Raw genomic sequence first — 13,520 nt, forward strand, 5'->3', positions numbered from 1 at the left:
CTTTAAATATTATGTTTCCACATTATTATGGCATCTTCTTTATTGTCCATATAATATGACTTTCTTATACCTTCTTCTACAAATCCATATTTTTTATAGAGATTTTGAGCAATTAGGTTGGACTTTCTTACTTCTAAAGTCATGCTGGTTATGAGTTCAATTTTACATATTTCTATGAGTGCATCTAGCAGAGCACTTCCAATACCAAATCCCCTGTATTCAGGATGGACTGCTATATTTGTTATGTGTCCTTCATCTAATATATGCCACATACCTGCATACCCCATTAGTATGTCAAGTTTTTTAGCAACTACGTATTTAGCAAGGGTATTGCTTTTAATTTCTCTTTCAAGAGATTCCCTTGACCAGGGTGTGGGAAAACACATATTGTTTATTGCAAGTACGCTGTCAATATATTCTGGCTTTAAAGGACATATTTCCACATCAATCATTTTTAAAAGACCCCAATTTTTTTTCATATTCTCTTTCTGCCTGGGATTTTCTCAAATAGAAAGGGGCAAATTTGTAAAGATCATCTTGTAGACCAGAAATTAAGAGCTTTAACCCTAGTTCGCCTAAGGAAGAGGCTTTTACTAAGTTTAAGTGCACAGGTGCAAAATGAGAATCTTTTACCTCTGAAGTTAATTTCTCCTTAAATTTTGGTATGGCGTCTCCTATAAAGTATATAGGTTTATTATGGCGATTTAGCAGATCAATTAGATCATCAATGGAGATAATCATATATCTGCTCATAATATTTAAATTATCATTGACAAAGTTATAAATTGCAGTGTATACATTTCCTCTGAGAGCGTCCAGTATTGGGCATATAATACCTGGAGTATAGCATAAATTATAGGCTAGAGCATCTAGAGAAGATACCCCAATAAAAGGTTTTCCCGTACCCTGGCTTAGTCCCTTGATTACAGCGGCTCCAATTCTGAGACCTGTGAAGGAACCAGGCCCTTTGGAAACAACAAATCCATCTAAGGAGTTTATGTCTATGTTTAAGTCTTTCAAAAGTCTATCTATTATAGGCATTAGAACTGTAGAATGTTGTTTCTTATAATTAAAAGTAATTTCACCAAATAGTTTATATTCATCCAGTATAGCACATGTTGCTGATTCGGTAGAAGAATCCAAACTTAAAATTTTCATATTTCTATTTTAACTCCTTTATATAATTATATCTATTTCCATGGTATTTTATTATTATTTTTCTGAAGTCAAGACCTTTTTCTGGCATCTTATAAATACTTACCCATATACATTCTTCTGGTATTAGTTCTTTAATATAATCAGCCCATTCTATAACACTTACAGCAGAACTGAAAATATATTCATCAAATCCTATAGATGATATTTCGTCTATATCGTTCACCCTGTACACGTCAAAATGAAAGAGTTTTAGTCTTCCCTCATATTCATTTACTATAGTAAAAGTTGGGCTTGTTATAGTGGTGTTTATTTTAAGACCCGATGCTATACCTTTGGTAAAGTAGGTTTTACCAGTGCCAAGATCACCTTTAAGACAGATTATGTCACCGGCATTCAATAAATTTCCCAATCTTTTTCCCAAATCCATGGTATCTTCCACACTTTTTGAAACGTATTCCAATTATTTCATCTCCCGAGTATCTTTCTTCTTACAAGAAGCTGCTATATATTTTTTAGAAGAATGTGAGGAAATATATATAACTTCTTTTAAATAATTTAGTGCATTAGAACATATAAAATTTTCAAGTGCCATATTATCCATTATACTAAAAGCTTTCACAGAAGATAAGCCCTTTCTGTAAGGTCTATCTTCCGTAAGTGCCTGATATATATCACATACCGCCATAATTCTGGATTCTTCAGATAGATCATCCGACTTTAAACCACGCGGATATCCCTTGCCGTTTAATTTTTCATGGTGATTTGATGCCCACTCGCTTATGTTGGGTATATCCTCTATTCTGTCTAAAATTATTTTGGTGTAATAAGCATGGGATTTTATTATATTAAATTCCTCATCTGTCAAAGAATCGTTTTTATCCAATATGTATAGGGGAATAGCTAACTTACCTATATCGTGAAGAAGACCTGCAATTTTCATCTCACGACATTTTTCTACAGGATATCCAATGTGTTTTGAGACCCTGTAGGCTAAACTTGCTATACCCTTGGAGTGAGTTGCAGTAAATTTACTTTTATTATCTATTATATTTGCAAATATCATGGATATATCCTCAAATTCATCTATGCCCATAAACATGTTTAGGTTTGGATGCATTTTATCTAATATGAAACTGGCAAAAGATATGTTTTGAAGATTTAACCAGAATATATCGTGCATTGCACTCTTTAAAAAAGCACTTACGATTGTTTCGGAGAAAATTTTGTTGCAATTATTTTTAACCCATTTTATAATATTATCCTTTTGTTGAAAGTTAGACAAATTTTCATTATATAATATTTCTATTAAATCGGAGATTCTTATTACTTGACTTTCTATGGGAATTTCATTTTCAGATAATTTCATAGGTCCACTGCCATTAAAATTTTCATGATGATATAATATTATAGTGGACAGATTCTTGAATATGGGAAAGTGTTCTGTTATTTTGGCTCCAATTTTACAGTGCTCTTTTATAAAAAGATTGGCAGAGTGGCTTTTGTCATAAAGAAAGTTTGCTGCCCCTATATCATGCAATAATGCTGATACGTAGATTCTATCTTTGCATTTTTGGTCTAGATTTATTTGATTTGCAATTTCAAGTGCTATGTATGTAGTTCTCTGGGAATGATGCATGAACTTATGATCGGAATAATTTACATTGGTTATATTTTCAATAATAGGATCATTTCCCGGAAAATTGTTATAATTGGAGCTTATCTGGGCTAAATCAAGAGCTATTGCCATAGATCTTATTGTTTTATCGATACTAACTTTCATGGTTAAACCTCCATTTAGTGGTATATTAACTATATATAATTCTATCACAATAAAATGATCTGATAAACATATTATAGTTAAGCACATAAAGAGTGATTTATGAATTATAAAAGTAATTTGCAATGTTAGATCACTTTATGTAAAATATATTTGTTATTATCTAATTTATCCGAACTTGAGAATCACTTGATCAAGGTACTACTATTTTATTTTAAAATGTAGGGAGAAAGGTGAAAAACTTGAAAAGATTAGTAAGTTTAATTATGCTTTTTTTGATAATATTTTTTGCATCCTGTAGTGGCAAGAATTATAATGAAACAGATAAAAGTGTTAATAAATTGGCTGTGAGAAAAGATGTGGAATTAAATATAGTAACTACTGACAAACTTTTGTACAATATGGTAAAATCCATAGTTAAAGATAGACATGTAGTTGAATACATGTTTAATAATAGGTCAGGTGAAATGAATTTTAAATTTACAGAAGATAGTGTAAACAATATATCTAAAAAAGATCTCTTTTTTTACGTAGGAGCAGGTTTTGAACCTTGGATAGATAGTTTTGTAGATAAATTAAATAAGAACAAAGTTGGAGTAACTAACGTTTCTAGAGGAGTGCAGCTTTTAACTTATAATAAAACAGTAAAATATGATGGCAGGATTTTAAAGTATAATCCATATTATTTTACTAATATTGATAATTATAGAATAATGCTTATGAATATAAAAAATGCACTTCAAGATAAGGATCCACAGAATAGGGATATTTATGAGAAGAACTTTTCTGAAGCATTGAAGAATCTTAATAGTTATAAAAATGATTTAAAATCTGTAGATGATCAACTGAGTGACTATAATTTTATTGTGGCTGAAGATCAACTGAGCTATTTTGTAAAATACAACAATTTAAATGCTCTGGAGATAAATCCCGGGGAAAATGGCAGTATAATTCCCAAAGATCCAGATGAAAAGCAAAGTTTAGAGCAAAAATTAAAAAATAGTAATATAATATTTTTATATAATGATGAAGCTATATTAAAAGATAATGCTGAAATATTGAAAGATTATAATATAAAGGCGGTAAAAATAGAAATTTATGACGGAGATCTTACATATGAAGATACTCTCAAATACAATATTAAAAATTTGGGAAATATTTACAAGAGATAAAAAACTTGCAATTTACTATTTTATATTATATAATAAATAACGTCTTAGGGGTATAGCTCAATTGGTAGAGTAGCGGTCTCCAAAACCGTTGGTTGAGGGTTCGAAGCCTTCTACCCCTGCCATTTTTAAAATGAAAACCGTACAGAAATCGCACAAGGTGCAAAAGTTGAAGAGCTAATTTAATATAGGCTCTTTTTTTTAATGGTGCACTATTAGTAATAGACAGGGTGAATTAGTCTGCTTTATAAAATTTATTTGTTTAAATAATAGATAGCTTGTGAGAAGGGCTGTCTATTATTTTTTCAGAATTATTTATTTTTACTTTGATACCGAGCCATGTTTCATATATGTACCTTGTGCTTTAAATTAAATTTTCAGTATATGTGCTATATTTTCTCCCAATACTGCTTTTGCAATGGACTGTGACTTGGCAACCTTCAATATGGTTTCCTTGGATAGATCAAGGTCACCAAAAGGCCTGTCCACTCCAAAAATACATTTATCAGGTAATTCGTTGATAACAGCTCCTAAAACAAGTGTGGAGTAATATGCAGAGGTATCGAGAAATAAGTTGGAGGTTTCTTTTACAATATCCATTGTTTCAAGCCAGTTGATTCCACCCAGGTGTCCGAGAATAACAGGAGTAGAGAGATATTTCCGTGCAAAATTGGATACTTCTTTAATATCCTGTAATGTAAGTGGGAAAAAAGCATGTATCCAAATTGGAAGATTTCCGAATTCACCTGATAGTTTGAAGATATTTTTCAAAAGAGGAATTTGTCCACTTCCAAGGGTGAATTCACCCATTCCTGCCAGATGATTTTTCTCAATATTATCTGAGATATATTGCCTTGTAGTGCTCAAATCCAATCCTAGAGGTACAGCACCAAATCCAATGTAGCGATGAGGATACAAATTAATAGCTTTTACCAGTTCTTCAATTGATTTTTTACGTATTTCTGTCATATTTCCCTTTTTACCGGCCAACAGCTCATTGAGATAATTCATTGAGGCTTTTACCTCCTGTGTATTTTTATCCAATTCAGGATGAAATGACGTGGAAAATAACACTGTCTTGTCCACCCCCGCACAATCCATGATTTTTATATGTTCTTCCACAGGTAAAGTAAGATGAGAATGTCCATCGATAATCATAGTATCACTCCTAGTTTTAAAAATTTGATTATCTCTATTATATCCGGTATAAATACAAATAATAGTATGCACTTTTTTGTGTTATACTATCATAAAGGAGAGTAATGATATGTCAGAAAAGCTTTGTTATGTAGGAAATAAGGAGCCCTTTGAGTACACTTTGTCAATTATAAATGGGAAATGGAAATTGAAGATAATTTATTTGCTGGCTTGCATGGGAACTGTAAGATATGGTGTATTGAAAAAAAATATTGATGGAATTACCCATAAAATGCTGAGTTCACAGTTAAAAGAACTGCAGAATAAAGGTATTGTACTGAGAAGGCAGTATATGCAGATTCCTCCTAAAGTAGAATATTTTCTTAGCAAAAAGGGAAAAAGTCTCATACCCCTTGTAAAAGTCATGTGTCAATGGGGAAGGAATCATGGTATCTAACAGGAATTTTTTAAGAATAATAAAGAATATATTAATCATGAGGAGGGGATAAAATGGGAATTGCCATAGTAACCGGTGCTTCAAGTGGGCTTGGCAGAGAGTTTGTTTATCAGATTGCCTCTAAAGAGAAAAATATCAGTGAAATTTGGGTCATTGCCAGACGGGAAGAACGCCTTAAGGAATTGACTGCCAGAGTTGACGTTCCAATTGAGCTTTTGCCCCTTGACCTTATTAAAAGAGAAAGTATTGATTATTTTATAGAATATTTGAAAGCTCAAAAACCACAGGTGGATATACTAGTAAATGCAGCTGGATTTGGTAAAATTGGAAGTTATAGTGATATAAGTCTTCTGGACAGTGACAATATGATAGATTTGAATTGTCGTGCTGCCGTCGATATGACTGTAGCGGTGCTGCCATACATGAAAAGGAGAAGTCGTATTATTGAAATATGCTCAACAGCTGCATTTCAGCCATTTCAATACCTGAATGTATATGCTGCTACCAAGGCATTTCTTTATAGGTACAGCAGGGCTCTGAGAATAGAATTACTGCCGAGAGGCATTCATGTGACAGCAGTCTGCCCTTACTGGATTAAAGATACTGAATTTATTCCCAAAGCCAAACATAGCAGGGATGGTAGAAAAATAAGAAATTTTATATTTGCAGGTAGGGCAAAAAATGTGGCAGCTATAGCACTTAATGACAGCAGGATTGGGCTGCCGGTATCTACTCCGGGACCAGTATGTTTTATTCACAGAATAGTGGCCAAATTTATTCCCCATGAGATCATGATATGGTTGTGGGAGTTGATAAGAAGACTATAGATAATTGGATAAAAATAGTGATTGATCAAAACAGCAGATCCTATTAGAATCTGCTGTTTTGATACCAAATGATGTTACTTGATCCATTGAACTAAATCTGTCAAGGACGGCCTGGTTTTGGGCCTTGGTTCCTTTTTCCTGTATCCAAAAGCTACCATACAGGAAACTCCAAATTTTTCTCTGTTCAGTAACCCCTCTTTTGCCAGAATTTCTTCTACCTGATCTCTGTTAAATCCTTCTATAGGACAAGAGTCAATTCCTATAAGGGCAGCTGCTGTCATCATATTTCCAAGAGCTATATAAGTTTGCTTGCATCCCCAGTCAAACATGGCCCTGTCACTTTCCAGTAATTTAAAATCGTTTTTCTGGAAGTTTTCATATCCCCTTTTTCTTTGATCAATTACATTTTGAGGAAGTTTTTGGACATCTTCCATGATATGTGATATATATTTGGAGTTGTATATCAGATCTGGTGTTTTTCTCGATAGTATTACTATAAAGTGACTTGCATCAGGGAGTTTGAGTTTTGCACCCCAGCTTACAGGAGATATTTTTTGCCTGATTTCTCTATTTTGAAGTATTAAAAATTTCCATGGTATGAACCCAAAAGAACTGGGGGATAATTTGCCTACTTCAAGTATATAATTGAAATCGTCATCTGAAACCTTTTTTGTACCATCAAATTCTTTGCAAGCGTGTCTGAATTTATATGCTTTTAATACCTGTTCTTTAATATTTTCTTTATCCATAATGATCACCTTTTTTATATAAATTTAATGCATTCTATATATTTATTATACTTTATTTTATTAGCAAGAAAATAAGATTTTGAATATTAAGAAAATATAATTGTAATATTAAACAATTTATAACTGTAGAACAATATAGTTGAACATTCAACTAAAAAATGATAAACTGATTATAGTGAAGACTTCAATTGTATTTATGAGAGGTGAAAGATATAACAAATTTATATAGCTGTATATTGAGAGAGATAGGAGCTTTGTCACGTTGTATTCATTTTATGAGTGATGTTAAATTCAAGGAGATAAAATTGCAAAAAGGCCAATTTATGTTTCTTACCAGGATATGTGAGAATCCTGGAATTAATCAGGTGGATTTATCAAATCTTTTGAAAGTAGATAAAACAACTACTACAAAAGCCATACAAAAACTCGTTGAAGCTGATTATATAGATAGAAAAAGAGACGATGTGGATAAAAGAATGTGGAGACTTTATCCAAGTAAAAGGGCATTGGATATATATTCTTTCATTATTGATGAAGAAAATAAATATATCCAAATTTGTTTCTGCAATCTTGATGAAAGAGAAAAAAAGTTAGCCTATAAATTAGTAAAAAAAATGAGGGAAAATGTTGAGAGTGTCTGGGAAAAATCAAAAAATTTTTAAGGAGTGGTATTATGATAAGAAAGGCAAATGTGAGGGATATAGAGGATATAATGAAAATTATAAAACGGACCGTTGAGGAAATGCATACCTACAATAATACTCAATGGGATGAAAATTATCCAAGGAAAGAGGATTTTATAAATGACATTCAAAAAGAGAGTTTATTTGTGTTGGAAAGAGAAAGGCATTTAGCTGGTTTTGTATGTATTAATAAAGTGGAACCAGCTGAATATGGTGATTTAAATTGGACATTAAATGAAGAGGCTGCGATTGTTCACAGAATGGCTGTTAACTCAAATTATAGAAGAATTGGCATTGGCACTGAATTACTGAAATTAGCTGAGAGACTTGCACTCAAAAGCAATGTCAGATATTTAAAAACTGATACATATTCAGTAAATACAAAGATGAATTCATTATTTAAAAAGTGTGATTACAAATTTATTGGGGAGATTAATTTTTTAGGAAAGGAAAAGCCATTTAACTGTTATGAAAAGATATTAGATCCGGATAAGTATGTTATTTAAAATAATTATCAAATGATTCTCAGGTTCAGATGGAGTTTGCTAATAATGACAGAGAGGGAAAGAAAAATGAAAGATGTAATGAGAGTAAGAAATGTGAAGTTGGGAGACGGAATTCCTAAGATTGCAGTACCTTTTATGGGTTCTAATGATGAAGATATTGTTGAGGAAATAACATATTTAAAAACAATCAATTTGGACTTGGCGGAGTGGAGAATTGATTATTATGAGGATGTGTATAATATTCGAAAAGTGAAAAAAATCCTTGCAAAGATTAGGAAAGTTTTAGGTGATATTCCTCTGATCTTTACTCTTAGAACTGCCAAAGAAGGTGGAAAAAAGAAAATTACAGTGGAATACTATAAAAAACTTATAGAGTCAATTGCAGCTACTGGCGATGTTGACATTGTTGATATTGAATTGTCCATTGGAAGTGATGAATTGGTGAGGGAAATGGTGGGTACAGTGCACCGACATGGTATAAAAGTTATTATTTCCAGCCATGATTTTGAAAATACACCTGAGAAGAATACGTTGGTGGAAAAGATGTGCAGAATGCAGTATCTAGGTGCGGACTTACCTAAAATTGCGGTAATGCCTTCCAGTGCCCAAGATGTGCTTGATTTATTAGCTGCTACTAATGAGATGGTATGCTGTCATGGCCAAACTCCGGTTATCACTATATCTATGGGCTCATTAGGTATCATCAGCCGAATAGCAGGTGAAATTTTTGGTTCAGCAGTTACTTTTGGATCAGCTAAATCCGCCTCTGCTCCGGGACAATTAGAAGCAGGTGAGTTATATAAAGTGCTTCGACTTATTGCCTGCAAATAGGTAACTATAGGATTGGCATAATTGTGTATGTTATCACTTTAATGAAGATTGATAGGATACAGATATCTACAATAAAATATATAGACGCCAGATAGGGTATATTATTCTTAAATCATTTTTTTATGTTGATTTAAAAATAATTGACAGAGGAGAAATTTGAAATGGATAGATCTAAAATAATTATGAACAGCGGTACTGAGTATTTTGTAGATAAAGATCCCCAACGAGTTATTTCGGATTATGGGTGTATAGAAGATAAGTTTTTGGAAATTCAAGATTGTAGGAATAATAATAGAGTAATCATTAATATAAATAATATATCTTCAATTGAACCTTGTAAATACAAAAAATACGTAGTTACACTGGAAGAATAAATATAAAACTAAAGATAATATGTACTTAAATAGAGAAGCATATCAAGTGATTCTCAGGTTCGGATGAAATTTTTGTACGTATAGAATATTTTTTATCATCTGAAGCCTATAGAAATTTATCTATAAATGTAACATTATTTATCATCTTCCACTCTCGGGAATCTGGGGGAATTGGCAATAACAGCCATAAGATAAATATTTAATAATTTGACTAATATGCTTCTCTATTAAGGTAGAAAATTTACTGAGACCTGAGGCCATTTTTATTCAAAATTTTATAACGAGAATTATGAAATCTGTTTTAAATGATAAAGTACAGCACTTAATTTAAATATATCTGTGATTATAATCAATTATTGCACCCATTATCTTCTTTGGAATTTGTCTGGTGCTCTGGTTCATAATCTGTTTCAGAATCAGGGAATAATGGACTCAAGTTTTGATCTGGATAAAACTTTGGCACTGGTGATCTATTGAATTTGTCGCATACATTTTCTTCAGGCTCAGGTTCGCATGGTTCCTTAGGAACTGGACAGTAGCTGTAAGCTGGTATTAGCAGCTGTACTATAAGTTCACATTTTACAATTATATAGTATCCCAAAGTGATATCTAAAACTTTGCAATTATTTTCATCTTCATGCAATACGGCTTGAAGTACATCAGCCACCATTTCGAGTTTTATAATGTTGTCTATTTCATCTTTTGAACTGTTTGATTGGTTGCAGGATACTTTAGACAATGAATCTGGGCAATAGAATTTGCCAATTACATCTTGTCTGTTTATTTCGAATAGCTCGCTTTTATTTACTGCATTACAGTCGATATAATCTGCATAAAATGAAATAGTATAACAAATGATTAATTTTTTGAAGCCATTCTCACATGAAAGTGGTATTTTTTCTATTGATGTCAATGTAATTTTAAAATCTCTACAGCCAATGTATATTTTTGGATTATCTAATGGATTGCTTCTCAATTCATAATCTGTTGTAGCTGTATCGGGCCCTTCACAATAGGAAATGCATCTTTTAATCAAGCATTGATCAAAAACTTTAGGAACTTCTACACAAACTAATTCTGAAGGATCTGGTAAATGCCCTTGTTTGTTTACGAGGCCTGGACGGGGCACAAATTTATTAAAATTTATGGACATAGATTTTCCTCCTTTAAATATTATAATTTAACTGTCCGCGGTATACCGTAGGCATTTGTTTATCTGTTTTTTACCATTAGTTTTTTATATTTTTCTCCACTATGAGAAGATAAATTGATACGATACAATGTAATAACTCATTGGGAGGAAAGATATAGTTTGTTTTAACAACATGAAGTAATCAATATTTTCACAGATGATTTATGAAGTCTCTGTTTTTATTTGAGAATTTTTAATATTCTTCATTAATGTAAAAAGTTGAACGATTTGTACAGAAAAAGTTATATCGTCTTACATTATATATTATGTTTGAGTATCATAGTTGTGATATCCAAACATAATATATTTAATAAAATTTTATAAAATGTGGGTTATAAATTATATTAACAAAAATATAATTTAAAGGGGTGAAAGATATTATGGCAAATATATATCCGTGGATATTTAATATCAATAATGATATGTGGAAAATCTATTTAAACGATACTGATGTATTGATGTATAAATTGATACATGATCAGGGGAAATGGACAAAAGAGAAATTTATTGATGTGGAAGTAATTGAATTCGCTGTCTGTGTTGAAGATGAAATGATTCATATTATATATGTTAACAAGAAATATGAGATGAGATATTGTACTATGAAGGATGGTAAATGGTTCGGAAGGTTACTTTATCATATAGATAAAAATCAGTTTAAAATTGAAAGCTTAAAAGCTGTAATTTTAAAGGGTAAATTAAATTTTTTTTATTTGCTTAAAGCATTTGATGGTAGTAAACATGGAATTTTAAAGCATTACATATGGGATGGAAAAGAAATAAAATTTTACACTATTCAGAATATAGTTTTATCGAGTAAAGTTGACAAATACTATGATATAGAAATAGGCAATAATGATTGCATTAATGTCTTTTTCCTTTCAGATAGTGGAGATGAAATATCATTATCTTATTGTAAATATGAAAGCAATTTATGGACTTCGGATAAGAGGCTTTATGGATTACAAGGCGATAATATATTGTTCAAAGTGGCGAGTGATTCTGGTATGTTTAATATAATTAATAGGACTAAAGAAGGATCAACATATTTACTTGAACATGTTTGTATTGAAAGTGACATTTATATGAAAAAGTGTGAAGTTTATAAAAGCAAAATAAAACCTATTGAACCAATCATATTTTATGAAAATAATAAACTTTTTATTTGTTGGCAAGAAAATAATAATGTGCTTTGCTCAAGTTACAGATTTGGAAAATGGAGTCGACATATTCCCTTCAATAAAGATTCAAAAACTGAAATTAAGATATATAATTTTATTAATATTAGAGAAAGTAAACAGTCATATATAGTTTATGGAACAGAAAAAGATGGATTATTTGTTTTTTCGCCTGCAGATTTGGCAGAAAATATTATAAAGTTGTTGAAAGAAGAGGTAAGCGGCGAAAGCTTGAATATTGGCCAAGAGGATGAAAGCATTGAAGAAATAAAGGAAAAATTTAAAAGTATTTGTCATGAGAATATTATCCTTAAGGAGAAGATTGATTCTTTTAGTGTTTATTTACAAAATAAAAAACATGTTGCAGATGAATATGAAAATAAACTTTCTAGAATTATTGAACAGAAAAAGAGATTAGAAGAAAATTTAAATTTTTTTATGGAGGTCAAAAAAAATATCGAAAAACAAATGGATGAAGTAAAACGTCAGTTTTCAAGTCAGCAAATAATTACAAAGAGTGTACAGGATAAATTAGAGGAGAAAGAAAAAAATAATCAGTTACTAAAGAAAAAGGTGGATTATCTGATTGAAGAGAATAAAAAACTTAAGGATCAATTGGAAACTGAAAAGAATCAGTCATTCGTGGCAAAATTATTTGGGAAAAAAGATCATGGCTTATAAATGTTGAAGGGAAGTTTGAATAGAACAAACTTCCCTAAATTTTTGAAGAATAAATTTATTGATGGTTTTAAAAATGTTACCTTACTCTATAGTAATACCTGCGCTTGCATAACCTTCTATTATACTACTGCAGAAAATACCTGATGTTGTTATTGAAAATACCATTAATAAACGAGCTTGTGAATCAATTGGTATATTTAAATTAGTATTAATATTATTTGTAATAGTATCAATATCAACAACTTGCCCAGTTATAGGTGGCAGTATAACGCTGGCACCTGGAATTGGTGCAAAACTATTATTTGGAGTATTTGAACTGTATAATTGTGCCTTAATAGTTGCTGAGCCATCTCCTAATGAAAATGAATTGCTAGTGCTGAAATATGCCGATATTGAAGTTATAACTCCATTTCGAGGTATAGAGAAAGCTATATTTCCAATTCCACCGAGATAAATTTTACCTTTATAAATATTAATATTGTTGATTGAATTTCCAAATCCTATCAGACTTACCGTGTTAACTGTTCCATTTGAAAAAGTAGTTAACATAACTGGATCATTTGATGCAAATGGAATGATAGAACCATGTCCGGGATCGCCTTTGGGGCCTTGAGGACCTTGAGCACCAGGATCTCCTTTGTCGCCTTTAGGGCCTTGTGAGCCGGGACAACCGGGTTTACCCTGAGGGCCTTGGGGACCAGGGCATCCAGGATCACCTTTGGGACCTTGAGGACCAGGGCAGCCGGGTTTCCCTTGAGGACCTTGAGGGCCTTTAGGGCCAGGACATCCAGGTTTACCTTT

The 13,520-nt window shown here is 31.7% G+C and carries 16 protein-coding genes and 1 tRNA gene; 9 read left to right on the forward strand and 8 right to left on the reverse strand.

The window, feature by feature from the left end:
* Positions 1 to 2 precede the first annotated feature (2 nt).
* Genes rimI through ACFHWD_RS15630 form a run of 4 tightly spaced genes read right to left on the reverse strand, consistent with a single transcriptional unit; the run spans position 3 to position 2,938 of the window.
* The gene (gene rimI, locus ACFHWD_RS15615; RefSeq protein ID WP_150356829.1) at positions 3 to 452 is read right to left on the reverse strand and encodes a ribosomal protein S18-alanine N-acetyltransferase; all 450 of its coding nucleotides are present in this window, start codon (positions 450 to 452) and stop codon (positions 3 to 5) included.
* Positions 445 to 1,158, reverse strand: a complete 714-nt coding sequence (gene tsaB, locus ACFHWD_RS15620) for a tRNA (adenosine(37)-N6)-threonylcarbamoyltransferase complex dimerization subunit type 1 TsaB (protein WP_150356817.1) — start codon at positions 1,156 to 1,158, stop codon at positions 445 to 447. Before tsaB ends, rimI begins: the two co-directional genes overlap by 8 nt.
* A 4-nt stretch (positions 1,159 to 1,162) precedes the next feature.
* Positions 1,163 to 1,618, reverse strand: coding sequence for a tRNA (adenosine(37)-N6)-threonylcarbamoyltransferase complex ATPase subunit type 1 TsaE (gene tsaE / locus ACFHWD_RS15625; RefSeq protein WP_150356816.1), 456 nt, complete (start codon positions 1,616 to 1,618; stop codon positions 1,163 to 1,165).
* Positions 1,619 to 2,938 (reverse strand): HD-GYP domain-containing protein, encoded by a 1,320-nt coding sequence (locus ACFHWD_RS15630; RefSeq protein WP_378062656.1) that lies wholly within the window; start codon positions 2,936 to 2,938, stop codon positions 1,619 to 1,621.
* Positions 2,939 to 3,168: 230 nt separating this feature from the next.
* Here ACFHWD_RS15630 and ACFHWD_RS15635 point away from each other — a divergent pair, with 230 nt between their 5' ends.
* Together ACFHWD_RS15635 and ACFHWD_RS15640 are read left to right on the forward strand one after the other, a co-directional pair.
* Positions 3,169 to 4,107, forward strand: coding sequence for a metal ABC transporter substrate-binding protein (locus ACFHWD_RS15635; RefSeq protein WP_236035277.1), 939 nt, complete (start codon positions 3,169 to 3,171; stop codon positions 4,105 to 4,107).
* Between the two features lie 46 nt (positions 4,108 to 4,153).
* Positions 4,154 to 4,229 (forward strand) — tRNA-Trp (locus ACFHWD_RS15640).
* A 244-nt stretch (positions 4,230 to 4,473) separates the two neighbouring features.
* On the opposite strand, the gene ACFHWD_RS15645 is transcribed toward ACFHWD_RS15640, so the two are convergent.
* Positions 4,474 to 5,262, reverse strand: coding sequence for an amidohydrolase family protein (locus ACFHWD_RS15645; protein WP_150356794.1), 789 nt, complete (start codon positions 5,260 to 5,262; stop codon positions 4,474 to 4,476).
* 109 nt (positions 5,263 to 5,371) lie between these two features.
* On the opposite strand from ACFHWD_RS15645, the gene ACFHWD_RS15650 reads away from it, so the two are divergent.
* Both ACFHWD_RS15650 and ACFHWD_RS15655 read left to right on the forward strand, forming a co-directional pair.
* Positions 5,372 to 5,698, forward strand: a complete 327-nt coding sequence (locus ACFHWD_RS15650; RefSeq protein ID WP_150356793.1) for a helix-turn-helix domain-containing protein — start codon at positions 5,372 to 5,374, stop codon at positions 5,696 to 5,698.
* 53 nt (positions 5,699 to 5,751) lie between these two features.
* Positions 5,752 to 6,525, forward strand: a complete 774-nt coding sequence (locus ACFHWD_RS15655; RefSeq protein ID WP_150356792.1) for an SDR family oxidoreductase — start codon at positions 5,752 to 5,754, stop codon at positions 6,523 to 6,525.
* Positions 6,526 to 6,599: 74 nt separating this feature from the next.
* Here ACFHWD_RS15655 and ACFHWD_RS15660 read toward each other — a convergent pair whose 3' ends face one another.
* On the reverse strand, positions 6,600 to 7,274 hold the full coding sequence (locus ACFHWD_RS15660; protein WP_150356791.1) for an NAD(P)H-dependent oxidoreductase: 675 nt from the start codon (positions 7,272 to 7,274) through the stop codon (positions 6,600 to 6,602).
* A 275-nt stretch (positions 7,275 to 7,549) separates the two neighbouring features.
* Between ACFHWD_RS15660 and ACFHWD_RS15665 the strand changes: the two genes are divergently transcribed.
* The 4 genes from ACFHWD_RS15665 to ACFHWD_RS15680 all read left to right on the forward strand — a co-directional run bounded on the left by ACFHWD_RS15665 (position 7,550) and on the right by ACFHWD_RS15680 (position 9,668).
* Complete coding sequence (locus ACFHWD_RS15665) at positions 7,550 to 7,936, forward strand: MarR family winged helix-turn-helix transcriptional regulator (RefSeq protein ID WP_150356826.1); 387 nt, start codon at positions 7,550 to 7,552, stop codon at positions 7,934 to 7,936.
* An 11-nt stretch (positions 7,937 to 7,947) separates the two neighbouring features.
* Entirely contained in the window at positions 7,948 to 8,463 is a 516-nt protein-coding gene (locus ACFHWD_RS15670) for a GNAT family N-acetyltransferase (RefSeq protein WP_179978422.1), read from the forward strand.
* A 66-nt stretch (positions 8,464 to 8,529) separates the two neighbouring features.
* On the forward strand, positions 8,530 to 9,294 hold the full coding sequence (gene aroD / locus ACFHWD_RS15675) for a type I 3-dehydroquinate dehydratase (RefSeq protein ID WP_179978423.1): 765 nt from the start codon (positions 8,530 to 8,532) through the stop codon (positions 9,292 to 9,294).
* A 161-nt stretch (positions 9,295 to 9,455) separates the two neighbouring features.
* Positions 9,456 to 9,668, forward strand: a complete 213-nt coding sequence (locus ACFHWD_RS15680; protein ID WP_150356788.1) for a hypothetical protein — start codon at positions 9,456 to 9,458, stop codon at positions 9,666 to 9,668.
* A 349-nt stretch (positions 9,669 to 10,017) separates the two neighbouring features.
* Here the strand turns inward: ACFHWD_RS15680 and ACFHWD_RS15685 are convergent, their stop codons facing one another.
* Positions 10,018 to 10,821 (reverse strand): hypothetical protein, encoded by an 804-nt coding sequence (locus ACFHWD_RS15685; protein ID WP_150356787.1) that lies wholly within the window; start codon positions 10,819 to 10,821, stop codon positions 10,018 to 10,020.
* 641 nt (positions 10,822 to 11,462) lie between these two features.
* Here ACFHWD_RS15685 and ACFHWD_RS15690 point away from each other — a divergent pair.
* A complete protein-coding gene (locus tag ACFHWD_RS15690) occupies positions 11,463 to 12,719 on the forward strand; it encodes a hypothetical protein (protein ID WP_378062657.1) in 1,257 nt (418 codons plus the stop codon).
* Positions 12,720 to 12,800: 81 nt separating this feature from the next.
* Here ACFHWD_RS15690 and ACFHWD_RS15695 read toward each other — a convergent pair.
* On the reverse strand, positions 12,801 to 13,520 hold a 720-nt coding region (locus tag ACFHWD_RS15695), incomplete at its 5' end, for an exosporium glycoprotein BclB-related protein (protein ID WP_378062658.1).

This window comes from Clostridium sp. MT-14 (assembly GCF_042436595.1).
Classification (GTDB): domain Bacteria; phylum Bacillota; class Clostridia; order Clostridiales; family Clostridiaceae; genus Clostridium_B; species Clostridium_B aromativorans.